Origin of the sequence: Mesorhizobium silamurunense (assembly GCF_014843905.1) — a bacterium.
GTDB classification, from domain to species: Bacteria; Pseudomonadota; Alphaproteobacteria; order Rhizobiales; family Rhizobiaceae; genus Mesorhizobium; species Mesorhizobium silamurunense.
The window spans coordinates 190473-214448 of the sequence record NZ_LPVS01000070.1 but is presented as its reverse complement, the minus strand read 5'-3'; the positions used below and the strand labels follow the sequence as shown (position 1 = coordinate 214448).

The window sequence follows — 23976 nt, the reverse complement described above, 5'->3', positions numbered from 1 at the left end:
GCAACGCCTCGGATTGAATTAGCATCCGTTCATCAAAGCTTCGGCCGCAATCCCGCAGGATGCGGAAATGCGGAGCGCAGGGGAGCGAAGCCGAGCGGCGGTCATATGCCGGGCGCTGATCCAAGCGCGACTGGGCACTTGAAATCCGTCCGCCGGCAAGGCGCGGCGTGGCCGGGAGGAGCCAGATGCAGAAACTACAATCGCAAGGCGTCCATCACATCACGCTGGTCGGCGCCGATCGCCAGACCTCCATCGATTTCTGGGAAGGCGTGCTCGGCATGCCCTTCATCTTCGAGCAGCCCAATCTCGACAAGGCGAGCGAAAGCCACCTTTATTTCGACCCGGGCGATGGGCGGCTGATCACGGTCTTCACCGACGAGAGCCGCAGCCCGGTCAAGCGGCGCACGCCGACCGACATCGGCTGCGTTCACCACATCGCGTTCGCGGTGTCGCGCGTGACCTTCCTGCAGGCGGTCGCCCGGCTCGACGAGCGCGGCATCAAGCACAGCGGCGTCAAGGATCGCGGCTTCATGGATTCGATCTATTTCGAGGATCCGCTCGGCCTGCTGATCGAGCTTGCCTCCTACCGCTTCGAGCCGCCGGCCGGCTTCAGCCACGCCGACGTGCTGATGGCAGCGCATAAGATCCGCGTCGCGCGCGGCGACTATAATATCGCCGAAGCGCACCTTGCCGACGCCATCCAGGCGCTGGTCGAGCGATCGCGCGAAACATTGTCCGAAGACCGGGCGGCGAAAAATCCGTACTGAACAGGCCAGAGGGAGGACCAAGATGGCAAAGGCTGCAACGAAGGGAACGAAGAAGGCCGCGGCCAAGCCGGCGGCGAAAGCGACGGCAAAAGCCGCGCCCAAAGCGACGGCAAGAGCCGCGCCTAAGGCAAAGGCGAAGCCGGCTAAGAGGCCCGGGCTGAAGCTCAGCATGCTGCGGCCCAGCGTCAACAACATGACCGTGCGGGTGTTCGCGCGCGCGGCCGGGTTCGACCATGCCGAGACCGACGCCTGGGGTCTGACCCGTTCGCCCGAATTCCTGGCGAGGAACCCGGCGCATCTGACCCCGATGATCGAGGACAAAGGACTTCCCAGAGGCGTGCTCTGGGAAAGCTGCGCCATCATGCAGTACCTCGCCAACAAGCACGGGCTGGATAAATTCTATCCGAAGGCGCCGGCCAAGCGGGCGATGGTCGACAGCGCCATGTTCTACCTAATCGGAACGCTCTATCCCTATGTGGCCAGAGCCACCTATCCGGCGCTCGGCTTTCCGCAATATGCCGGCGAGGTCGGCCACAGCGATGCCCATCCGGAGAAGAAGTCGGAGGCACAGAAAGCCGCCGCCGCCGCGATCGCAGAGCCGCTCGAGGTGTTTCACTCCTTCTTCAGGGACGGCAAGCCGTTCATCGGCGGCAACAACCCGTCGATCGCCGATATCCGGCTGGCGGCGACACTCGAGTTCCTGGCCGTTATCGACTATGCGCTGCCCGAATGGGCGAAGGACTACATGGCGGCGATCGAGAAGAAGCTCGGCAAGGCCTATTCGGAGCCGGCCGGCGACGTGCGCGGCTATATCGCTCATGTCAAGGCGCAGGCCGCGGCTTGAGCAATCCACGGGGTTAATGGTTCGTTAACCAAAGCCTTTTAGTGATCCGGTCCTCTTCGCGACCACGGATGTACTGGCGCGATGGCAAGGCGAAGGAAAGGTCGGCCCCGTGCCGGCCTTTTGCTTTTGGCGACGGTCGCGCGATCACGGCAGCCTGATTTCGACGGTGCCAAGCGGGTTGAAATCCTATTGTCATCCTCCTCGTTGATCGTACCATGCCATCAGGCGAACGGGCGAAGGCGACGAGGACCGCGATGAGAAGCATGGCAAGATTTTCGGCGAGCGCTGGCGTGATGCTGGCGTCACTCTTTCCGGCGAATGCCGCGCCGCTCAACACCATGAATGAGGTCGGCGCCGCCCTGCAGGCGTGCTGGACTCCGCCCGCCGGTTCCGGAACTGCTTCGGTCACCTTGAGTTTCAGCTTCAAGCGCGACGGCACGCTGATCGGCCCGCCGAAGCCGACGGCCATCAAGGTCAGCGGCGATGACAAGGCGCGTCAGGCCTATGTCGACGCGGCGACCACCGCCCTGCGCAACTGCCTGCCGCTCAGCTTCTCGCCGGCACTGGCGCAGGGAATTCCGGGAAAGGTCTTTACGCTTCAGTTCAATTCGCCAAAAAATAATGCCAAAGCCGTTCAGCAATAGAATTGCCGAACTGGTCAAAATCGCCTTCTCTACGCTTGAACGGTGCGCAGGCGCCGGGCATTTGCGTGCTTTCCCAGTTCCGGCATCTCAAAGACATAGTCGTTCCAGGCCGATTCCGGGATCTGCCCGGCCAGATAGCATTCCAATAGCAGATTTTGCTCCGGCGTCAGATGCCTCGGTGCCCGCTCATGATCCAGTCCAAGCGAATGGATCAGGTTCCTGGTCAAGCCAGAGACGGTGAAGTGAATGGACATCTTCAGCCTCCTTCGCGCTGCACGGATAACGTCAGGTGCCGGCCAAAGGTTTCATCGGCAGTCTGTGATCGCGGGCGCATCATAATCGCCGTCGACCGACGTGAGCTGGGCGCCAGCTATACAGATGTCTACTTCGATACAGAAAGCCTAGCCCACTGGGGGCCGGCCAAAGCGGAGACCCAACCGAAACACGCGTCTAGTCGCAGACGACGCGATAGCGTTTGCCGGGTTCGCTGACGTTCCTGCAGGCAAGCGCCTTCTCCGGCTGGGAGGACGCATCGGGCAAATCCGGCTGATAAGAAGGGGTGGTAGAAGCCGGCCTGAAATGTCTTCGGCTGGAGGGATCCGCAGGCGCGCTCGGTGGCTGAGGAAATACGTCCGATGCAACCTGCCTCGAGGCGGTTGTCCCCGGCGGGGCCCTGTCCCAAATGCGCCTGACGTCCATCCGGCTTGGAATGATGACGGTTCCGTCATCGCTGCGCGCGCAGCCGCTTGCCGCGAGCAGCGCCGGGCAGAGAACAAAAGTCAGCATTCGACCAAGCATCAGCAATACCCCACCGATTTTATAGCCCGGCAGCGGTGGGTCCGCCAACGGACGGATTACCGCAGCAGGCATGGGACCAGCGTCCGATCAAACCACGTCGCGCCGAACGGGTTCAGGCGACGCGCTTTAGGCTTGCTCTTGCGCATGCCGTTTTCCCAAAGCCGCTGCACACTTTTGGCCGACATGCGTCAACGGCATCAGGCGTGTCTGGTTGCGAATCGTTAAGGTTAGCGGATCGTTAATGCTTGTCGGGCACATTCCGCCGACGAACCGGCGAGGGGTCGGCCTGGGGGTAGGAATGGCGGATACGGACGGGACGGTCGACGCGCGTGATTTTCAAAGGGCGATTGTGGGCGGCGGCGAGGCATTCGCCGGAGCTCAGCACGCGGCAGGAACTAAGGAAGCGCTCACCAATCTTCGCCTGATGGTCGATTCGATGCCGATCGGCGTCATCGTCCTCGATGCCGATCTCAGGGCGGAGATCATCAACCGCGCCTTCTATGACTTCTGGAAGATCGATCCGCGCCGCGCCACGGTCGGCTGCGGCTTCCGCGAGCTGATGGAGGCGAGCCGCGACGCCGACCCCTATGGCGCCGACGAGGCGGCCTGGCGGCGACACATCGCCGAGCGCGAGGCGGAAATCCGGGCAGGTCTTGCCGGATCCAGGCAGTTGCCGCGCAATGACGGCCGCACGCTGATCGCCTCGCTGGCACCGCTTGCCGGCGGCAAGCGGCTCATCTCCTATGTCGACATCACCGACATGAAGCATCGCGAGACGGAAGCCGACGATGCACGCAAGAACCTCGCAACGGTGCTTGAATCGCTGCCGGCGGGCGTCATCATCTATGATAGGGACGATAAATTCGTTTTCGCCAACCGCAAGCTGCAGGACACGTTGCCGGCCCTGAAACCGGCCTGGCAGCCGGGCCGCACGTTCCGCGAGGCGCTGGCGCTCGGTCATTCCGTGGGCTATTTCCAGTCGAGCGGCGACACCGAGATCGACAACCTCTACAGCGTCGACAAAGAGCGCTGGCTCGACGCCATACTCAAGCGTTACCACCTGCCCAATTCGTCCTACGAGCGCCAGAATCCCGACGGTCGCTGGTATCAGGTCTACGATATGAGGACGGATGACGGCACGTTCATCGGCGTGCGCGTCGACATTTCCGACATCAAGGCCCGCGAGAAGGCGCTGCGCGACTCGATGCGCCAGATCGACCTCTACCGGCATGTCATGGACGAGCTGCCGGTGGCGGCCTTCATCAAGGCCGACGATCTCAGCATCGAGTTCGTCAACAAGGCCTGGTGCGCGCTGACCGGCATCGCCAAGGAAGACGTCATCGGCAAGACGGACCGCGAGCTGTTCGGCGCCGAGGACGCCGAAAGCTACAGCCAGGACGACACCGAGGTCGTCGCCACGGGCAAGGGGCGCGAGGTCGAGGAACCGGTCACCCATCGCGACGGCACGGTGCGGCAGCTGATGACGCGCAAGAGCCGGCTGGTGGCCATCGACGGATCGGTGCATCTGGTCGGCTCCAGCACCGACATCACCGACGTCAAGGCGCGCGAGCGGGCGCTCAAGGAAAGCATGAGCGAGAACGAGGTGTTCCGCAGCCTGATCGACAACGTGCCGGTGTCGATCTACGCCAAGCGCTCGGATCTGCGGCAATTCTACGTCAACAAGGGCTGGTGCGACCTCACCGGTTTCAGCAAGGAAGAGGCGATCGGCAAGACCGACGTCGAGATCTTCGGCGCGGACGGCGAGGCCTTCGTGGCGGGGGATCTCGCGGTGCTGCGCACCGGCGAGACGCAGGAGATCGAGGAAAAGGTAACGATGCCCGACGGCAGCGTGCGTCACCAGTTCGCGCGCAAGGGCGCGATGATCGCGTCCGACGGCTCGCTCTATCTGATCGGGTCGACCACGGACATAACGGAACTGAAACAGCGCGAGGCCGAGCTTAGCGAGGCGCGCCAGCGCGCCGTGCTCGCCGACCGCGCCAAGTCGGAGTTCCTCGCCAATATGAGCCATGAGATCCGCACGCCGATGAACGGCGTGCTCGGCATGGCCGAGCTGCTCGCCAAGTCCGACCTCGACCCGAAGCAGAAGACGTTCACCGACATCATCGTCAAGTCCGGCAACGCGCTGCTCACCATCATCAACGACATCCTCGACTTCTCCAAGATCGATGCCGGCCAGCTCGTGCTCGATCCGGCGCCCTTCAACCTCGCCGAGGCAATCGAGGATGTGGCGACGCTGGTCTCGACGCGCGCCAAGGAGAAGGACCTCGAGCTCATCGTCCGCGTCCAGCCCGGGCTCGACGGACAGTTCGTCGGCGATGTCGGCCGCCTCAGGCAGATCGTCACCAACCTGCTCGGCAACGCCGTGAAATTCACCGACGAAGGCCACGTGCTGGTCGACGTCACCGGCGAGCGGGTTCCGGCTGGCACCAGGCTCACCATCTCGATCACAGATACGGGCATCGGCATTCCCGAGGACAAGCTGAAGCTGGTGTTCGAGAAGTTCAGCCAGGTCGACACCTCCTCGACGAGGCGGCACGAAGGCACCGGGCTCGGCCTTGCCATCACCTCGCGGCTGGTCGAGCTGATGGGCGGCGAGATCGGCGTCGACAGCGCCGAGGGCAAGGGCTCGACCTTCTGGTTCACCGTCACGCTGCCGCGGGCAGAACGGGGCGGGCAACGGATCATGCCGGTCGACGTGACTGGCGCGCGCGTGCTGATCGTCGACGACAATGCCGTCAATCGCTCGATCCTCAGCGAACAGATGGCCTCGTGGACTTTCGATTCCTGCGCGGCCGAAAGCGGCGCCGAGGGACTGAAGGTGCTGATCGCCGCCGCCGCCTTCGGCGTGCCTGTCGACTGCGTCGTGCTCGACTACCAGATGCCGGGCATGACCGGCGCCGAAATGGCGCGCATCGTGCGCAATACCGCCGGCCTTGCGCATACGCCGATCATCATGCTGACCTCGGTCGACCAGTCGCTCACCAGCGCCGCCTACCGCGATCTCGGCATCGATGCGCAACTGATCAAGCCGGCGCGCTCCTCCATCCTCCTGGAGACGCTGGTCGCCACCATCCAGCGCCACCGCCACAGCACGGCGGCCATCCATCCGCCTTTGGCCGGCAGCGTCGAGACCGGGCCCGGCGCATCGCGAGCGTCCACGGTGCAGACGATGGCGTCTGATCGCGTCCTGCTGCAGCCGCCGCCGGCGCGTGCCCGTCCGCGCGCGGCCGGCGCGGAGCGCGGGCTCGACATCCTCGTCGCCGAGGACAATGAGGTGAACCAGCTGGTGTTCACGCAAATCCTGGGTGAGACCAGCTATCAGTTCGAAATCGTCGGCAACGGCCGCAAGGCGCTGGACGCCTTCGGCAAGCTCAACCCGCGCATGATCCTGATGGATGTGTCGATGCCCGAGATGAGCGGCCTGGAGGCGACCGCCGCCATCCGCCTGCTCGAAGCGGAGACGGGGACGCATGTGCCGATCGTCGGCGTCACCGCGCATGCGCTGAAGGGGGACCGAGAGCGCTGCCTGGAAGCTGGCATGGACGACTACCTGCCGAAGCCGATCAGCCCGAAGGCGCTACTCGAGAAGCTCGAAAGATGGCTCGGGTCGGACGCGGAAGTCCGGCGCAGCGCCGGCTAACAGCCTTTTTCTGCTTCGCGGCGTCGTCCTCCACGGGCATCGTCCGCAGACCGGACGCGGGCATATGGTGTGATCGCACCATACAAAACGAAGGCCAAGTCGGGACAATGGTCACTGTCGATTCCGCCCTTCGGTTACGGGCGGGAGCAGCGACCGCCGGCAAGGAACAGCGTCGACTCTACCCCAACGGACCCTGTTTTCGGCGATGGCTAGGCCATGATCCGCTCTGGCGCACAGGCAACGCGCTCTCGTCCGGATTTTATTTCCCGGCGGCCGTGATCCGGCCGCCGGGATAATTTTTGATTCAAAAGTCAGACAAGTTACTGATTCCCGCGGCAAACTCCGGCTGGTCCGCAAAAGGCGGACGCAGGCCCTCCAGGCATCCCCGTTCAGGCGTTACCCGGCTGACACGAAACTGTCATGCGACTGTAATAATCGAGGGCTATTGCGCTCACCGGGCGCCGATAGAACGGGTGCCGAAAGACCATATTCCGAACAGGAGCAGGCCACATGAGACATTTCATCCGCTCGGCGGCCGTTGCGATTGCAATGGCTGCGGCATCCACGCTTTCCCTCTCCGCCGCGATGGCGGCCGATATCTCGGGCGCCGGCGCCACCTTCCCCTATCCGATCTACGCGAAGTGGGCCGATGCCTACAAAAAGGAGACCGGCACCGGTCTCAACTATCAGTCGATCGGCTCCGGCGGCGGCATCAAACAGATCAAAGCCAAGACTGTGACCTTCGGCGCTTCCGACGCGCCGCTGAAGGGCGATGAACTGGAGTCCACCGGGCTCGCGCAGTTCCCGATGGTGATGGGCGGCATCGTTCCGGTCGTCAACCTCGAAGGCATCAAGCCGGGCGAACTGGTGCTCGACGGCCCGACGTTGGCCGACATCTTCATCGGCAAGATCGCCAACTGGAACGACGAAGCGATCAAGAAGCTCAATCCCGATCTCAAGCTGCCCGACCAGGCGATCGCGGTCGTCCACCGCTCGGACGGCTCGGGCACCACGTTCAACTTCAGCTACTATCTGGCCGACGTCAGCGCCGACTGGAAGTCGAAGGTCGGCGTCGACAAGGCGCTCGAGTGGCCGGTGGGCATCGGCGCCAAGGGCAATGAAGGCGTCGCAAACAACGTCTCGCAGACCGGCGGTGCGATCGGCTATGTCGAGTACGCCTACGCCAAGCAGAACAAGCTGACCTACACCGACCTGATCAACAAGGACGGCAAGAAGATCGAGCCGACGGCAGCGGCCTTCTCGGCTGCCGCGGCCAATGCCGACTGGAGCTCGCAGCCGGGCTACGGCGTCATCCTGGCCAACCAGGCCGGCGCCGAATCCTGGCCGATGACCTCCGCTACCTGGATCCTCCTCTACAAGAAGCCCGACGATGCGGCGGCCACGACCGAAGCACTGAAGTTTTTCGCCTGGTCCTACGCCAAGGGCGACGAAATGGCTGCCGGGCTCGACTACGTTCCGATGCCGGACGCGGTCGTGAAGAGCGTCGAGGAAATGTGGGGCAAGGACATCGTCGACAAGGACGGCAAGCCGCTGTTCTCGGGGATGTAATTTGCGGAATTGAGGAGGGCGCTTCCGGCGCCCTCCTGTCTCTCTTTCGAAATGCGAGGGGCTAGATGACTGCCGTCTCCGAAGCCGTGACACCGTCCGCCATGCGGACCAGAGAAGCGACAGTGCGGCGCTTTGCGCTCACCGACACGATCTTCCGGACGGCCACGCGCCTTTCCGCCATCCTCGTGCTGGTTCTTCTCGGCGGCGTCGCCATCTCGCTGATAACCGGTTCATGGCAGGCGCTGTCGAAGTTCGGCTTCTCCTTCCTGACCACCGAATCCTGGAACCCGGTCACCGAGAATTTCGGCGCTCTCGCGCCCATCTACGGCACCGTCGTCACCTCGGCCATTGCCATCCTGATCGCGGTTCCGATCGGCATCGGCATTGCCATTTTCCTCACCGAGCTCTGCCCGCGCCCGCTCAGGCGCCCGATCGGCATTGCGGTCGAGCTGCTCGCCGGCATTCCCTCGATCATCTACGGCATCTGGGGTCTGTTCGTCTTCGCGCCGTTCCTGCAGACGACGGTGCAGCCCTTCATCATCAACGTCTTCCACAACGTCCCGGGCCTCTCCAGCCTGTTCGCTGGTCCGCCTTACGGCATCGGCCTGCTGACGTCATCGCTCATTCTTGCCATCATGGTTCTGCCTTTCATCACCTCGATCACCAAGGACGTGTTCGATACGGTGCCCGCGGTGCTCAAGGAATCGGCCTATGGCATCGGCTGCACGACCTGGGAAGTGACCCGGCGCGTGACCATTCCCTACACTCGCGTCGGCATCATGGGCGGCGTCATGCTCGGTCTTGGCCGCGCGCTCGGCGAAACGATGGCCGTCACCTTCGTCATCGGCAACGCACACCGCATCAGCGCCTCGCTGTTTGCGCCGGGAACGACGATCTCGGCGACCATCGCCAACGAGTTCACCGAGGCCGATGGCGAGCTCTACACATCCTCGCTGGTGTCGCTCGGCCTGATCCTCTTCATCATCACCTTCATCATCCTCGCCATCGCGCGCTACATGTTGTTGCGCATCGATAGCCGCACGGGAGCCTGACCGATGTCGGTAGCCATGTCGCTTCATCAGAGACGCAAGCGCAAGAATGGCGTGATGATGGCGCTGTGCGTCATCGCCGCGGGCATCGGCCTTGCCTGGCTGGCGCTGATCCTTGGCGCGCTGGTCTATAAGGGCCTGTCCGGCGTCTCGCTTTCGGTGTTCACGGAAATGACGCCGCCGCCCGGCGACGCCGGCGGCCTGCTCAACGCCATCTACGGCAGCATCGTGATGACCATCATCGGCATCATCGTCGGCACGCCGATCGGCGTGCTCGCCGGAACCTATATGGCCGAGTACGGTCGCTTCTCGCGTCTCACCACGGTGGTGCGTTTCATCAACGACATCCTGTTGTCGGCGCCGTCGATCATCGTCGGCCTGTTCGTCTATGAGCTGCTGGTGCGCCCGATGGGCCATTTCTCGGCGATCGCCGGCGCGGTGGCGCTGTCCATCCTGGTGATCCCTGTCGTGGTGCGCACCACCGAGGACATGCTCAACCTTGTGCCCAACGCGCTGCGCGAAGCCGGCACCGCCATCGGCGCGCCGCGCTGGGTGGTGATCCGCTCCGTCGCTTATCGCGCCGCGCTTTCCGGCATCGTCACCGGCATATTGCTGGCGATCGCCCGCATTTCGGGCGAGACGGCGCCACTGCTCTTCACCGCGCTCAACAATCAGTTCTGGTCGAGCAATCTCAACGCGCCGATGGCCAGCCTGCCGGTGACCATCTTCCAGTTTGCGCTCAGCCCCTATGAGGAATGGCAGCAGCTGGCCTGGACGGGCGCACTCATAATCACCCTGACGGTTCTCGGGCTGAGCATTTTCGCCCGCAGCCTTACCGGACGCAGAGAGGACAGATGAAACCGATGTTGTCCACCGACCTTAACGTAGCCGAGACGGCCGTCGAGAAGGCTAAGATCGAGGTCAAGAACCTCAACTTCTACTATGGCCAGTCGAAGGCGCTGAAGGACATCAACCTGTCGCTGCCGGAGCGCAGCGTCACCGCCTTCATCGGACCGTCGGGCTGCGGGAAGTCGACGCTGCTGCGCGTGCTGAACCGCATCTACGAACTTTACCCGAAGCAGAGCGCCGAGGGTCAGGTGCTGCTCGACGGCAAGAACATCCTCGACCGCTCGCAGGATCTCAATCTGCTCAGGACCAAGATCGGCATGGTGTTCCAGAAGCCGACTCCGTTCCCGATGTCTATCTACGAGAACATCGCCTTCGGCGTCAGGCTGTATGAGAAGATCAGCAAGGCCGAGATGGACAACCGCGTCGAGCAGGCGCTGAAGCGTGCGGCGCTTTGGAACGAGGTCAAGGACAAGCTCAATGCCAGTGGCCTCAGCCTCTCCGGCGGCCAGCAGCAGCGGCTCTGCATCGCCCGCACGGTAGCGGTGAAGCCGGAGGTCATCCTGCTCGACGAGCCGGCCTCGGCGCTCGATCCGCTGTCGACCGCCAAGATCGAGGAGCTGATAGACGAGCTGCAGGCCGACTACACGATCGTGATCGTCACCCACAACATGCAGCAGGCGGCGCGCGTGTCGCGGCAGACGGCGTTCATGTATCTCGGCGAGCTGGTCGAGTTCGACCGGACCGAGAAGATATTCACCTCGCCTCGCGAGAAGCGCACGCAGGACTACATCACCGGCCGCTTCGGCTGAGTTCATACGAGGACACAATCATGGCCCATACGGTCGCTTCCTTCGACGAGGATCTGAGGCAGATCAGCCAGCTCATCCGTGACATGGGCGATCTTGCCGGCTCGATGGTCGGCGCGTCGACCAAGGCTCTGCTGAACTCCGACAACGCGATGGCGCAGCGCGTGGTCTCCGACGATGCCATCATGGACGCGCGGCAGCGCGAGCTCGACGATCGCGCCATCACGCTGATCGCGAAACGCCAGCCGATGGCCGACGACCTGCGCAGCGTGGTCGGCGCGATCCGCATGGCCGGCGATCTCGAGCGCATCGGCGATCTTGCCAAGAATATCGCCAAGCGCGTCGGCTCCGTCGGCGTCAGCGCCGCGCCGCGCGACCTATCGCACTCCATCGACTCGATGGCGCAACTGGTGCTGATCCAGGTCCAGGGCGTGATCGAGGAATACACGGCGGGCGACGCCGCGGCGCTCGCCAAGCTCAGGAACGACGACGAGCGCATCGACGTCAAATACACCTCCGTCTTCCGCGAGCTGCTGACCTACATGATGGAGGATCCGCGCAACATCACGGCCTGCACGCATCTTCTGTTCTGCGCCAAGAATCTGGAGCGCATCGGCGACCATGTGACCAATATCGCCGAGAACGCCTACTATGTGCTGACCGGCACGCAATTGCCCGCGAACCGTCCGAAACAGGACGAAACGGCGATGTCGGCGCCGGCGGCCTGACAGCGAAGGTACCTGCTATATGATCGCGCCACGCATCATGGTGGTGGAGGACGAGGAGCCGCTGGGGGTGCTGCTCCGCTACAACCTCGAATCCGAGGGCTATCAGGTCGAGGTGGTTACCCGCGGTGACGAAGCCGAGATCCGCCTGCAGGAGAACGTGCCCGACCTTCTGGTGCTCGACTGGATGGTGCCGGCGGTTTCCGGCATCGAGCTTTGCCGGCGGCTCAGGATGCGGCCCGAGACAGAACGGCTGCCTATCATCATGCTGACCGCGCGCGGCGAGGAAAGCGACAGGGTGCGCGGCCTCTCGACGGGCGCCGACGATTACCTGGTCAAGCCGTTCTCGACGCCGGAATTCATGGCCAGGGTCAAGGCGCTGTTGCGCCGCGCCAAGCCGGAAGTGCTGTCCAGCGTGCTCAAGGTCGGCGACATCGTGCTCGACCGTGAATCGCACCGCGTCTACCGCAAGAAGAGCGAGATCAGGCTCGGCCCGACCGAGTTCCGGCTGCTCGAATTCATGATGCGCCATCCCGGCCGGGTGTTCTCGCGCAGCCAGTTGCTCGACAATGTCTGGGGCGAGACGATCTATATCGACGAGCGTACGGTCGACGTGCATGTCGGACGCCTGCGCAAGGCGGTCAACAACGGCCGCATGCCGGACGTGATCCGGACCATCCGCGGGGCGGGCTACGCGATCAGGGAAGATTAACGATGCGCTGATATGCAGGTGCGGCCGGCCTGCGACCAGCCCGTTTACCGACCGGATTTGATGATCTTCGCCTCGCGCACAAGCGAGTTCAGTTCAAGCCCATCGGGAAGATGAGTTCGAGCGCTTGATTTTCGGGAATGCCGGTATCTTTAACAAGCAGCTGAACGATAGCGTCGACCGGCTTGCTCCTCTCCGGCTCTATTGGCGAATAACAATAACGACCGTCGCGCGTTATCGTTCCGTAAGCATATTTTGATATTGAAAAACGCCGATCTGGATTTATAAAAATCGACGTTTCCCATTGCTTCCCTGAGGAGAGCTGCGATGGATAACGTCCGGAGAAACGAAGCCAAATCCCCCAAAATCGAAGTGATTGAAACCTGCGGCGAATGGTTCGTTCGGGTGATCGAGGATGGTGGAGAAGCCACCACCTCATTCGAGCTTGAGACCTTCGCTATGGTCTATGCCGCACCTCATTCGAGCTTGAGACCTTCGCTATGGTCTATGCCGAAGGCCAGCGATTACGACTTGGTCTAGAAAAGGTCTAGCCCGCACCGGGAGTAGCCGGCTACTCCCCGTGTATGGTCCGGCCTGCGATCCTGTGTCACCAGAAAGAAAGCAGGCCGGACCATCTGGTCAACCCGGACGGACGGGGCCGGTTCCATGCCAGCGGATGAACTCGACTTCCTTTCCTGGAAAATGCTGGCGTTGAGCCGCGACCATTTAAGTCGGGCTTCGGACTGGTACGGATTGAATCGCCTTTTCGAGCGGCGCTGTTGGTGGCAGAATATAGGCAGGGTTATCGAGGGCGGCTGTCATGCCTCTCTCAGGCCACGGCGGAGTGTTCGGTCCCGCTGATCTGGATACGCTCCAGCGGGTATTTGACAGGCTGTGCACCGAGCGCCGGCTAGCCCTAAAGGACAAAGATCAGAGAGAAGAACTCGCTCGGGATGTGATCGGCCTCTTTCAAGACGGCATCACAGATGAAGCCGATTTGTGGCGGGCGCTTTCAAAGCGTCGACGGGCATAGGGTTCACCCTGTCGCGCTGTGTCTCGTCTGTATACCCGGCGCTAAAATCTCCTGGTCGACGAAGGTCAGCGCGCGTATGGCGCAACCTTCGCGGATCAGCGGCAATTCGTTCGGCTCGGTGTCGAAGGAGATCGACTGCGAGTGCTGGCCGCCGGCGGTCTGGGCGATCGCCTCGCGCAGCGCCGGCTCTATCAGGTCGAAGGCCGCGGCGCTGACACCGACCATGGCGACCGGCGCCGGGTCGATGAGCGCGAACAGGCTGCCGAGGCCGAAGCCCAGCGCCTCGCCCGCCCGGCGATAGGCCGCGCGCTCCGGGCCGTCTTTCTCGCGCGCCTTGGCGGCGAGCGCGCGCATGTCGGCGTCGCCGACATCGACCGGCTCGGCGTCCTCGCTCATCCCCATGGCGCTGCGCCAGATGGCGTAGTTGCCAGCATAGGCCTCGACGCAGCCGCGGCGTCCGCAGCGGCAGAGCGCGCCGCCCGGACGGTGGATCATGTGGCCGAACTCGCCGCCTGAGGAATGCGTGCCGGTGAACAGGTCGCCCTTGAGCACCAGCCCCATGCCGATGCCATGCGAGAGCAGGATGGCGATGAAATTGTCGCGATAGCGGTCGGGGTCGCGCCATTGCAGCGCCACCGCCATCATGTTGCAGTCGTTCTCCATGGTGGCTGGAATGCCGAATTCCTTCTCCAGGATGTCGGCGAAGGGAATGTCGGTCAGCGGCGTGATCGGCGACCACAGCATGGCGCGAGCATGGGAATCGGTGATGCCCTGGATGCCCATGGCGAGGCGGGCGACGCTGGCGACATCGAGGTCCGGATCTTCCAGCCGGCGCCGGACGATCGCCGTGCATTCGCCGATCAGCTCGTCGCGCGGCATGGTCAGCGTGTCGAGGCGACGCTGCTCCTCGGCGATGACCTGGCCGGCATAGTCGATGACGGCGACGGAGAGGAAATTCAGCGACAGCACCACCGTCACTACCGCCGTCGCCTCGGGATTGAGGGCGAGGCCGACCTGCGGCCGGCCGCGCTTCAGCGACACGGTCTCGCTCGGCTTGCTCTCGGCGAGGATGCCTTCCTGGATCAGGTCCGCGGAGATCGCCGAAATGGTCGAGTGGCTGAGCCCGGTGGTCGCGGCGATTTCCGTGCGCGACGGCTGGCCGGCCCGGCGCACGGCCGAGAGCACCATGGCGCGATTGCGCCGGCGCAGGTCGTCGTGGCGGATTCCGACCGACATTTTTCCTTCCTTCCGGGCAGCGCGGCCTCTTTGATAATGCATGGGCCGTTGGCGACGCGCCAGATCGGTTCAGTTCCGGATATAGCTACCGAACCGCCCTGGATTCGCTTCATTCCGTTCCGATGGAAAGCGGTTCTGCGCTTCCCTCCGGAGCCGTTGCAGAATAGTGGCAGAAGCGGCCGAGACTGTCATTATTTATTGCGAGCCTCGAAATAAAGTTCGCGGCACCTCAAAAACCATCAGAATCGCAGTTGACAGCGCTTCCGCGTTGGATCAGTATTTTTTCGAGGCTCGAAAAAAAGCCTCTGTGCCGGCCTTCGGGCCAGTCTGGGTCGCGCCGCAAGGGCGCAGGGAGGAAATCATGAAGAGATTCGCAGCCGCCATACTGGCGGGTGTCGCCATGTCGTTGACACTGGCGTCGGTCGCAGAGGCAAAGGACAAGGTAATCGGCGTTTCGTGGTCGAATTTCCAGGAAGAGCGCTGGAAGACCGACGAAGCGGCGATGAAGAAGGCAATCGAAGCCGCAGGCGACAAGTATATCTCCGCCGACGCGCAGTCCAATCCGGGCAAGCAGCTGACCGACGTCGAGAGCCTGATCTCGCAGGGCGCCAACGCGCTGATCATCCTGGCGCAGGACGCCTCGGCGATCGGGCCGGCGGTGCAGAAGGCGCTGGACGAGGGTATTCCGGTCGTCGGCTACGACCGCCTGATCGAGAACAAGGACGTCTTCTATCTGACCTTCGACAACAAGGAAGTCGGCCGCATGCAGGCCCGCGAGGTGTTCAAGGTCAAGCCGGAAGGCAACTACGTCTTCATCAAGGGCTCGGGCGCCGATCCGAATGCGGATTTCCTGTTCGCGGGCTCGATGGAAGTGCTGAAGGAAGCCATCGACAGCGGCAAGGTCAAGAATGTCGGCGAGGCCTATACGGATGGCTGGCTGCCTGCCAACGCGCAGAAGAATATGGAGCAGTTCCTGACCGCCAACGACAACAAGGTCGATGCCGTCGTGGCGGCCAATGACGGCACCGCCGGCGGCGTCGTCGCGGCGCTGACGGCGCAAGGCCTGGCCGGCACCGTTCCGGTGTCGGGCCAGGACGGCGACCATGCCGCGCTCAACCGCATCGCGCTCGGCACGCAGACGGTGTCGGTGTGGAAGGATGCGCGCGAGCTCGGCAAGAACGCCGCCGAGATCGCCTCGCAGCTCGCCGACGGCAAGAAGATGGCCGACATCGCCGGCGCCAAGGACTTCACGACGCCCGGCGGCAACACCGTCAAGTCGCTGTTCCTGACCCCGGTCGCGATCACCAAGGACAATCTCAACGTCGTCATCGACGCCGGCTGGATCAAGAAGGACGAAGTCTGCGCGGGCGTTGCCGCGGGCGCAGTCGCGGTCTGCAACTAATCCGGCCGACAGCGGTCCAAAAACGAGCGCCGGCCCAAAACCGCGGCGCTCGTCCAAGGGCTTCCCGCTTCAACAAAGCCGGGAAAGCAAATAGCATCGTGGTCCGGCATCCGCGCCAGACGGCAGCCGGTGGGAGGATATCATGACCGATACGACCTCTGATACGCCGGCCAACCCGGCCGCGGATCGCGCGCGTGCTTCCGAACTCAGCGCCGTCGGCCGTTTCCTCAAGGCGACCGAACTCGACACCCGCATGCTCGGCATGGTCGGCGCGCTGCTGATCATCTGGATCGGCCTGCATGTCATTTCGAGCCTGCGGCTCGGCGTCAATCCGCTCGATTTCGACAGCCGCACGTTCCTTACACCGCGCAATCTGTGGAACCTGTCGGTGCAGACCTCGGCCGTGGCGATCATGGCCTCCGGCATGGTGCTGGTCATCGTCATGCGCAACATCGACCTCTCCGTCGGCTCGGCCGAGGGGCTGATCGGCATGGTCATGGGCTTCGCCCAGGTGCATTTCCTGGTGCGGATGGTCGGGCTCGAGCTCGGCAATCCGTGGATCTGGGTGCTGGCGCTGGCCATCGGGCTCGCGCTCGGGTTGCTCATCGGCGCCTTTCAGGGCTTCGTCATCGCCTATCTCGAAGTGCCGGCCTTCATCGTGACGCTGGGTGGACTGTTGGTGTGGCGCGGCGCCGCCTGGTGGGTCACCAGCGGCCAGACGGTGGCACCGCTCGACGCCACTTTCCAGCTCATGGGCGGCGGACCGGCAGGCTCGATCGGCGCCAGGTGGAGCTGGATCGTCGGCGTCGTCGCCTGCCTTGCCGTGGTGTTTGCGCTGTTCAACGGCCGGGTGCAGCGCAAGCGCTTCCGTTTCCCGCTGCGGCCGATCTGGGCCGAGACGCTGCTCGGCGCGGTCACCTGCGCGGTCATCATGGGCGCGGTATGGCTGGCCAATTCCTATCCCTGGCCGGTCGGCATCGTGAACCGCTACGCCGCCGCCAACAACATCACCGTCCCCGAGGGCGGGCTGTTTATCGCCCACGGCATCGCCATTCCAGTGCTGATGGCGGTCGCGGTCGGCCTCATCATGACCTTCATCACCAAGCGCACACGCTTCGGCCGCTATGTGTTCGCCATCGGCGGCAATCCGGAGGCGGCGAACCTTGCCGGCATCAACACGCGCTGGATCACCATGAAGGTGTTCATGATCATGGGCGTGCTGGCGACGATCGCCGCGGCGATCTCGTCGGCGCGGCAGAATTCATCGACCAATGCGCTGGGCACGCTGGACGAGCTCCTGGTCATCGCCGCGGCGGTGATCGGCGGCACCTCGCTTGCCGGCGGCTCGGGAACCGTGCTCGGCGCCATGCTTGGCGCGCTTTTAGTGCAGTCGCTGCAGTCCGGCATGGTGCTGCTCGGCGTCGACTCGCCGCTGCAAAGCATCGTCGTCGGCGCCGTGCTGGTCATCGCGGTCTGGCTCGACACCATCTACCGCAAGCGGGTTTGACGGAGGGAAGATACCCATGGCCGAGAAGAACGCTCCCACCGACGCCCCGCTGGTCGACATGCGCAACATCTCGATCGCCTTCGGCGGCATCCGCGCCGTCGACGACGCCTCCATCGATCTCTTCCCCGGCGAGGTGGTGGGGCTGCTCGGCCACAACGGCGCGGGCAAGTCGACGCTGATCAAGATCCTGTCCGGCGCCTACAAGCGCGATGCGGGGCAGATCTTCGTCAACGGCGAGGAAGCACCGATCTCCAACCCGCGCGACGCCAAGAAATACGGCATCGAGACGATCTACCAGACGCTGGCGCTTGCCGACAATGTCGACGCCGCCGCCAACCTCTTCCTCGGCCGCGAGTTGAGGACCGCCTGGGGCACGCTCGACGACGTCGCCATGGAGGCCGAGGCGCGCAAGGTGATGGGCCGGCTCAATCCGCGCTTCCAACGCTTCAAGGAGCCGGTGATCAAGCTGTCCGGCGGACAGAGGCAGTCGGTGGCGATCGCCCGCGCGATCCTGTTCAACGCCCGCATCCTGATCATGGACGAGCCGACGGCAGCGCTCGGTCCGCAGGAGACGGCCCAGGTCGGCGAGCTGGTGCGGCAACTCAAGGCCGACGGCATCGGCATCTTCCTGATCAGCCACGACATCCATGACGTGTTCGAGCTTGCCGACAGGGTCTGCGTGATGAAGAACGGCCAGGTCGTCGGCACGGCGCGCACCGGCGATGTGACCCAGGACGAAGTGCTTGGGATGATCATCTTGGGCAAGTGCCCGCCGGGCGCCATTCCGGGTCCCGGAGCGCTGAAAATAGCGGCGTAAGGCCGTAAATTAGCTGGCTAATTTACGAATCGTTGATGTGCCAGCGGCCGTGATGGTTTGACCTCGCCATTGTGTTGGCGCGGAGACTTGCCCATAAAGGTGGTCAATGATCACGGGCCGCACCCTTCGTTGAAAAAACTCTTTCCGATCGTCGCTTTCATCGCCGTCGCGCTGATCAGCCTGACAATGGCGGGGTTCGCCTATTTCGCGACCCAGGAGGCGGCTCGCATCAAGTTCGAGGGAACGGCCGACGACGCGCTCAATCGAATCGAGAGCCGCATCGACCTGCATCTGTCGCTGCTGCGCTCGACGCAGGCGCTGTTCGATGCGCGCAACGGCGACATCACGCGCGGCGAGTTCAAAGCCTTCTTCACCGCGCTCGACATCGACGATAATTTCGCCGGCCTGCGCGGCATCGGCTTCCTGAGGTTGGCCAAGACCGGCGACGAGCCTGCGGTCGAACGCGATATCCTGCACGACTATGGTTCGGCCCACCCGGTCTATCCGGCCAACACCGGACAGCAGTGGCGCACGCCCATCGTGCTGTTCGAGCCGCTCGATACGTCCAGTCAGTCGATCATCGGCTACGACATGTTCAGCGAGCCGGTACGGCGCGTGGCGATCGAGAAGGCCATGGCCGACGACCAGCAGCATGCGAGCGGGCTCGTTCAACTTGGCCAGGGACAAGGGCAGGAGCAAACCTTCCCCGGTTTCCTGGTCTTCGTGCGGTTGAACGTGGAAACGGCGCCGGACGTCATCAACGCCAGCCGTTCCTCGACCGCCGGCTTCCTCTACGCCGCCTTCCGCGCGCGCGATTTGTTCCAGGTGGCGCTCAGCAAGGCTCCGCTGCTGCCGGTCAATGTCGAGATTTATGACGGCAAGCCGGGAGCCGACAATCTCCTGTTCCGGTCAGAGGCGCCGCCGGCCGAATCGCTCGGAGGAAGGCTTGTGGCGCGCCGGGATGTCGTCGTGGCCGGCCGGCCCTGGACTATCCTGTTTCGGCCGACGAGCGCTTTTTCGTTGCCTTCCTCGCGCGCCATTCCGGTGATGCTCGGGCTGTTCGGCCTGCTGCTGGCCGGGGCGATCGCTCTGGTGGCCCGCTATCAGGAGCGCGCCTATGAGGCGAAGTCGCTGCTGCATGAGGCGACGGAGAAGAGCCTGCTGGAAAAGGATCTGATCCTGCAGGAGATGAAGCACCGCATCAAGAATTCGATCACAAGGGTGCTGGCGATCGCGCGGCAGACTGCCTCCCAGGCCACCGACGTGAAGGAGTTCTCCGCATCCTTTTCGGCACGGCTGCAGGCGATGGCCGCGTCGCAGGACATGCTGACACGTTCGCGCTGGCAGAAGGCGGACCTCGGCGACCTCCTGCGCACCGAACTCGGTCAGGTGTTCGGCAAGGAGCTTCCCGAAGGCATATTGTCGGGGCCAGAGGTGCTGCTTGACGAGACGACGACACAGGCGCTCGGCCTGACCTTCCACGAGCTTGCCACCAATGCGCTGAAATATGGCGAGGCCGGCAACTCGGCCAATTCGCTTAAGGGACAATCGGCGTTGAAAGTGGATTGGAGGGTCGAAAGGCGTGGGCGGGAAAGGACGCTGGTGCTCAACTGGCGCGAGGCGGGGCAAAAGAAACTGGAGGCTCCGGCAAAGACCGGCTTCGGCACCAAGCTGATCGATCTCAATGTCACGCGCGAACTGCGCGGCACGATCAAGCGCGATTTTCAGGCCAACGGACTGAAAGTGGAAATAAGACTTCCGCTGTCAGAGTGAGCAGGCCCAGGCCTCTCTAGCCAAGGCTGTCCGTTCAAGCACAAAAAATGGAGGCCGGCAGGGCCGGCCTCCACATCGACATTTCCGCTAGCGCGGGATTAGTTGCAGCGGGCGGTGTAGATCCGGCCGCGATGGTCGCGATACTGGCAATAACCGTTGCGCAGGTTGCGGACCAGCAGGCCGGACCCTGCGCCGACAGCCGCGCCTATCAGCGCGCCCTTGCCGCCGCCGACCAAGCCGCCCACGCCGGCGCCGATCAGGCCGCCGCCGACCACATCCTGCTCGGTCGTGGTGCAGCCGCTGACAGCGACCACGGCAACCATGGCAATGATCATCTTCCGCATAAAATTGCTCCTCACTTTTGTCCTCACTTTTGGGCAGTGCCAGCCGCCATTTAGCACGAAAAAACGGGCTTTGCTTGCCTGATCTTATTGTTGCTGAAGATAGTCTTTTTCGGGGCGCGCGCCGTTTGACGCGACAAGCGTGCCGGAGACCGCCAGCGACGCGACGAGCGTGCCGTCGGGACGCACGGTCCAGAGGATCTGATCGTAGTCGTCCTCGAGCGCCGGATCGACGGCAAGGCACTCCCCCATGATATGCGGCGTCCGGCCCCGCAGGTCGCCCAGCGCAAAGGGCCGTTCGGCGATGCAAGCCTCGAAGGTCTCGAAGACGCCGACCGGCACCGACAACTCGCGGCAATCGGTCATGGTGTCCGAGCAGCCGATGACGAGGAGCAAAGCGGCGATGTGTTCCACGGGTGAATCCTCCCGCCGCAAAGAACGATTCTCGCCACTCAAAAGTTCCTGGCCGCGATGCCGCGAGCCCTTGGTGGTCGCTCGAATGGGAACCCCGTCGGATCAGGTCAACTGCCACGCAGCCGCCAGCACCAGGGCAGCAAGGAGCGCGACGGCGCCGAGGCGAAGCGACAGATGGGAGGAATGGGGCAAGGGCGGTGCCTCGACGTCCTGGAAGCCGCTCATCGAGACGCGGGCGGCCTGCTCCAACCTGTTCATGTCGGCAACCATCATTCATTCCTCCCAAATCGCGTGCCAAATCGTGTGACTAGGCGCGGTTGGGTTTCGGCGCACCCGAGCGGTTCAGCGTTTGATGGGGTCGCCGATCCGCTCCAAGTACTTGTTTTTACGCAACTCCAGACGAAATCCGCTGCGCGCTTTTGCTGGAGTTGCTTTTTAGCCGGGAGCAGAATCGGACTTTATGGTGAACAGCCGGTTAAGAGCCTTGGCGGCGAATGCCGGCGGCGACGCGGCGGTTCACTCCATCTCGAAATTGCCGCGCGGAATCGTGAGGCGATATTCGAGATGATCCTCGTCGATATCGAGTGTGGCCGAGCCATTCAGCGACGTCGGCACGACGCGTTCGAGTGCGACGCTGCCAAAGCGTTTTTCGTTGCGCTGGCCTGCGCCGATCTTTTCCGTCCAGATCAGCAAAAGGCCGGACGAAGTCTCGCTGCCGGCCGCGATCCTGGCGCTTACCTTGACCCGACCGCCGGGCCGGGACAGGGCGCCGTAGCTTACCGAATTGACGGCCAGCTCATGCATGGCCAGCCCGATATGCAGGGCGGCGTTCGGGTTGAGGTAAGGGTTCTCGCCATCCAAACGCAAGCTGCGACCCGGATCGGCGCTATAGCGGCCGACCTGGCCGGATATGAGTTCCCGAAGCGCTGCTCCCCGCCAGTTGGAGGATGTCACCAGATCCTGAGACGAGGCGAGCGACTGGATGCGGCCGCGAAAGCGCGTCAGGAAATCGCCAAGCGTCTCCGAGTAGCGCCCGGTCTGGGTGGCGATGCTCTGGATGATGGCCAGAAGGTTCTTCGAACGATGGCTGACCTCCCGCAGTAACGTCTTCAGCGTCTGCTCGCGGCGTTTCTGCTCCGTCGTCTCGACCATGGTGGTGACGACGCCCTGAACTTCGCCGGAGCCGCTGCGATCGGCATCGATCCAGATATGGAACCAGCGCACGCCGTCACTGTCGGGTATGCCGAGCTCGAGGCGCTCCGCGTTACCGGTTTCAATCACCTTGCGTTTGGCTGCGCTTATGCGCGCGGCCTGTGCGGGGGAGAGCAGATCCTTGCCGTCGGCCGTCTCGGACGCCCACGGGGGGCGCATGTTGCGGGCCCAGACGGTTTTCATTTCACGATCCTGATAGAGGACCGAAATTCCAGCATTGTGAAGCGCATGGAGCAACGCGCGCCCTAGCTGCATCCCGTTCTCTGCCGGATGCATCGCGATCACTTCGTCGCTGCGTCTTTGCGTATCGTCCTTCTGTGAGGCCTTGGAACGCATCCGAAACTTCCCGCATCCAGGCTTGAACGCTTAAGACAGGTCGCAGCCCCGGCTTTGACATGCCGAGGCTGCGCGCAGCCCCAAAAGCGGTCCGCCGGACGATGCCCTTTGGGGACACCGCCCGGCGGTAGCTGGAAACCGTTTGAGGGGTGCGGCTTCCAGTGTTCGGCGTTTCACGCGTCAAGCCCGTCTGAAAAGGCCGGCGATGAGCGAAATCACCAGGAAGGCAAGGAAGATGAAGAACAATATCTGTGCGATGCCAGCCGATGTGCCGGCAATGCCGCCGAACCCAAGCGCGCCGGCGATAATCGCGACCACAAGAAAAACGAGCGCCCAGTACAGCATGATACATCTCCTTCTGATGACCTGAAAAACGTGGCTGGATACCGTTTGTTCCACCATTTGCGGAAAAAGACGACCCCCTGTAAGCAGTTACCGATCAGGCACCGCCCAGCCTCATGCGAGGCGGAACCCTCGCATGAGATCTCGATTGTCGGTATGGATGAGGTCAGGCTGCGGCTTTGGCCTGGCGATCGAAGAAAAGCGCCTGGCTGATCAGGGCCTTGACCATGTCGGGATTGAACGGTTTGGTCACCAGAAACGCCGGTTCGGGACGCTCGCCGGTCAACAGGCGTTCGGGGAAAGCGGTGATGAAGATCACCGGCACCGGCGTCGAGGACAAGATCTCGTTCACCGCCTCGATCCCCGAGCTGCCGTCGGCGAGCTGGATGTCGGCCAGGACCATTTTCGGACGCGTCTTGCCGAAAATGGCCACCGCCTCGGCATGCGTGCGCGCGGTGCCGACCACGCGATGGCCGAGGCTTTCGACCATCTCCTCGATGTCCATGGCGATCAGCGGCTCGTCCTCGATGATCAGCACGTCGGTCGCGACCTGGCGGGAAATCTCGCTGCTTGCCTGGGCAAGCAATTCGGAGAACTCCTGCTCGTCGGCATCGAGGATTTCCGCCGCCTCGTCCTCGCTGAAACCCTCCACGGCGACCAGCAGGAAGGCCTGCCGCGGCCGCGGCGCGATCGCGTTCAGATTGGCGGCCGCCCGCTGCTCCCAGGCGGTCTGCGCATGTTCTTGCGGCACGCGGATGGCAATCGAGGTGAAGAGTCTGGCAAAGACCTTGTACAGCGCGATCCGGTCGCTCGATGCCTTGGGGAAGACTTCGGTGTCGGCGATGATGGCTTCCAGCAACGCGGCGACCAACGCGTCACCGCTTTCCTGCGATCCCGAGACGGCGCGGGAGAAACGGCGAAGGAACGGCAGGTGAGGAGCGATGGTTGCGGATAGGCTCATATTTGACGTCTCCCTCAGATGACGTTGTTGCATTTCATTGGGCCAAACGGATCGCAAACCCCGGCAAACCAACGTCGGCTTTGTGAAAAAGTTCCGCTTGCTGTGGAACTAAATTAGGAAGCGGGCGTTTCGGATTTTCGGGATGGGCAACCAGACAAGGTGCCGCTTGCGTTGTGGTCTG

Annotated in this window: 24 protein-coding genes; 15 read left to right on the top strand and 9 right to left on the bottom strand. The window is 63.3% G+C overall.

All coding sequences use genetic code 11. The features are described from left to right. Window positions 1–185: 185 nt before the first annotated feature. Both AU465_RS20315 and AU465_RS20310 read left to right on the top strand, forming a co-directional pair. Window positions 186–767: a VOC family protein gene (locus AU465_RS20315; RefSeq protein WP_192251909.1), complete on the top strand. Its 582-nt coding sequence runs from the start codon at window positions 186–188 to the stop codon at window positions 765–767. Between the two features lie 22 nt (window positions 768–789). Then, entirely contained in the window at window positions 790–1611 is an 822-nt protein-coding gene (locus AU465_RS20310; RefSeq protein WP_192251906.1) for a glutathione S-transferase family protein, read from the top strand. 13 nt (window positions 1612–1624) lie between these two features. Here the strand turns inward: AU465_RS20310 and AU465_RS20305 are convergent, their stop codons facing one another. After that, a complete protein-coding gene (locus AU465_RS20305; protein ID WP_192251992.1) occupies window positions 1625–1951 on the bottom strand; it encodes a hypothetical protein in 327 nt (108 codons plus the stop codon). On the opposite strand from AU465_RS20305, the gene tolA reads away from it, so the two are divergent. After that, window positions 1866–2255: a cell envelope integrity protein TolA gene (gene tolA, locus AU465_RS20300; RefSeq protein ID WP_192251903.1), complete on the top strand. Its 390-nt coding sequence runs from the start codon at window positions 1866–1868 to the stop codon at window positions 2253–2255. The two genes, AU465_RS20305 and tolA, sit on opposite strands and share 86 nt — an antisense overlap. Window positions 2256–2284: 29 nt before the next feature. Here tolA and AU465_RS20295 read toward each other — a convergent pair whose 3' ends face one another. After that, on the bottom strand, window positions 2285–2509 hold the full coding sequence (locus tag AU465_RS20295; RefSeq protein WP_192251900.1) for a hypothetical protein: 225 nt from the start codon (window positions 2507–2509) through the stop codon (window positions 2285–2287). An 842-nt stretch (window positions 2510–3351) separates the two neighbouring features. Between AU465_RS20295 and AU465_RS20290 the strand changes: the two genes are divergently transcribed. The 8 genes from AU465_RS20290 (at window position 3352) to AU465_RS20255 (ending at window position 12961) form a co-directional block, all read left to right on the top strand. After that, the gene (locus AU465_RS20290; protein WP_192251897.1) at window positions 3352–6714 is read left to right on the top strand and encodes a response regulator; all 3363 of its coding nucleotides are present in this window, start codon (window positions 3352–3354) and stop codon (window positions 6712–6714) included. A 510-nt stretch (window positions 6715–7224) separates the two neighbouring features. Further along, window positions 7225–8283: a phosphate ABC transporter substrate-binding protein PstS gene (gene pstS, locus AU465_RS20285; protein ID WP_192251894.1), complete on the top strand. Its 1059-nt coding sequence runs from the start codon at window positions 7225–7227 to the stop codon at window positions 8281–8283. A 65-nt stretch (window positions 8284–8348) separates the two neighbouring features. Continuing rightward, window positions 8349–9335 (top strand): phosphate ABC transporter permease subunit PstC, encoded by a 987-nt coding sequence (gene pstC / locus AU465_RS20280; RefSeq protein WP_192251891.1) that lies wholly within the window; start codon window positions 8349–8351, stop codon window positions 9333–9335. A 3-nt stretch (window positions 9336–9338) separates the two neighbouring features. Then, window positions 9339–10190, top strand: coding sequence for a phosphate ABC transporter permease PstA (gene pstA, locus AU465_RS20275; RefSeq protein ID WP_192251888.1), 852 nt, complete (start codon window positions 9339–9341; stop codon window positions 10188–10190). Next, complete coding sequence (gene pstB / locus AU465_RS20270; protein WP_192251886.1) at window positions 10187–10990, top strand: phosphate ABC transporter ATP-binding protein PstB; 804 nt, start codon at window positions 10187–10189, stop codon at window positions 10988–10990. The genes pstA and pstB overlap by 4 nt, the downstream gene beginning before the upstream one ends. A gap of 17 nt (window positions 10991–11007) precedes the next feature. Continuing rightward, window positions 11008–11715 (top strand): phosphate signaling complex protein PhoU, encoded by a 708-nt coding sequence (gene phoU, locus AU465_RS20265; RefSeq protein WP_192251990.1) that lies wholly within the window; start codon window positions 11008–11010, stop codon window positions 11713–11715. A 19-nt stretch (window positions 11716–11734) separates the two neighbouring features. Beyond that, window positions 11735–12424, top strand: coding sequence for a phosphate regulon transcriptional regulator PhoB (gene phoB, locus AU465_RS20260; protein ID WP_010911896.1), 690 nt, complete (start codon window positions 11735–11737; stop codon window positions 12422–12424). Window positions 12425–12748: 324 nt separating this feature from the next. Beyond that, on the top strand, window positions 12749–12961 hold the full coding sequence (locus AU465_RS20255) for a hypothetical protein (RefSeq protein WP_192251883.1): 213 nt from the start codon (window positions 12749–12751) through the stop codon (window positions 12959–12961). 496 nt (window positions 12962–13457) lie between these two features. Here the strand turns inward: AU465_RS20255 and AU465_RS20250 are convergent, their stop codons facing one another. Continuing rightward, window positions 13458–14690: an ROK family transcriptional regulator gene (locus AU465_RS20250; protein ID WP_192251880.1), complete on the bottom strand. Its 1233-nt coding sequence runs from the start codon at window positions 14688–14690 to the stop codon at window positions 13458–13460. A gap of 361 nt (window positions 14691–15051) precedes the next feature. Between AU465_RS20250 and xylF the strand changes: the two genes are divergently transcribed. The 4 genes from xylF (at window position 15052) to AU465_RS20230 (ending at window position 20189) form a co-directional block, all read left to right on the top strand. After that, window positions 15052–16092: a D-xylose ABC transporter substrate-binding protein gene (gene xylF, locus AU465_RS20245; protein WP_192251877.1), complete on the top strand. Its 1041-nt coding sequence runs from the start codon at window positions 15052–15054 to the stop codon at window positions 16090–16092. A 142-nt stretch (window positions 16093–16234) separates the two neighbouring features. Next, complete coding sequence (locus AU465_RS20240; RefSeq protein ID WP_192251874.1) at window positions 16235–17599, top strand: sugar ABC transporter permease; 1365 nt, start codon at window positions 16235–16237, stop codon at window positions 17597–17599. Window positions 17600–17615: 16 nt separating this feature from the next. Further along, window positions 17616–18416, top strand: a complete 801-nt coding sequence (locus tag AU465_RS20235) for an ATP-binding cassette domain-containing protein (protein WP_192251871.1) — start codon at window positions 17616–17618, stop codon at window positions 18414–18416. A gap of 129 nt (window positions 18417–18545) precedes the next feature. Continuing rightward, entirely contained in the window at window positions 18546–20189 is a 1644-nt protein-coding gene (locus AU465_RS20230) for a CHASE domain-containing protein (RefSeq protein ID WP_192251868.1), read from the top strand. Window positions 20190–20287: 98 nt separating this feature from the next. Here AU465_RS20230 and AU465_RS20225 read toward each other — a convergent pair whose 3' ends face one another. The 6 genes from AU465_RS20225 to AU465_RS20200 form a co-directional block, all read right to left on the bottom strand. Continuing rightward, window positions 20288–20533, bottom strand: coding sequence for a YMGG-like glycine zipper-containing protein (locus tag AU465_RS20225; RefSeq protein ID WP_027166589.1), 246 nt, complete (start codon window positions 20531–20533; stop codon window positions 20288–20290). A gap of 84 nt (window positions 20534–20617) precedes the next feature. Then, window positions 20618–20944, bottom strand: a complete 327-nt coding sequence (locus AU465_RS20220; protein ID WP_192251865.1) for a hypothetical protein — start codon at window positions 20942–20944, stop codon at window positions 20618–20620. A 102-nt stretch (window positions 20945–21046) separates the two neighbouring features. After that, window positions 21047–21217: a hypothetical protein gene (locus tag AU465_RS20215; RefSeq protein ID WP_192251862.1), complete on the bottom strand. Its 171-nt coding sequence runs from the start codon at window positions 21215–21217 to the stop codon at window positions 21047–21049. A 243-nt stretch (window positions 21218–21460) separates the two neighbouring features. Beyond that, window positions 21461–22492 (bottom strand): sensor histidine kinase, encoded by a 1032-nt coding sequence (locus tag AU465_RS20210; RefSeq protein WP_192251859.1) that lies wholly within the window; start codon window positions 22490–22492, stop codon window positions 21461–21463. Window positions 22493–22672: 180 nt separating this feature from the next. Beyond that, window positions 22673–22837: a DUF1328 domain-containing protein gene (locus AU465_RS20205; protein ID WP_018429836.1), complete on the bottom strand. Its 165-nt coding sequence runs from the start codon at window positions 22835–22837 to the stop codon at window positions 22673–22675. A 163-nt stretch (window positions 22838–23000) separates the two neighbouring features. Further along, on the bottom strand, window positions 23001–23795 hold the full coding sequence (locus AU465_RS20200) for a response regulator (RefSeq protein WP_192251856.1): 795 nt from the start codon (window positions 23793–23795) through the stop codon (window positions 23001–23003). Between the last annotated feature and the right edge of the window lie 181 nt (window positions 23796–23976).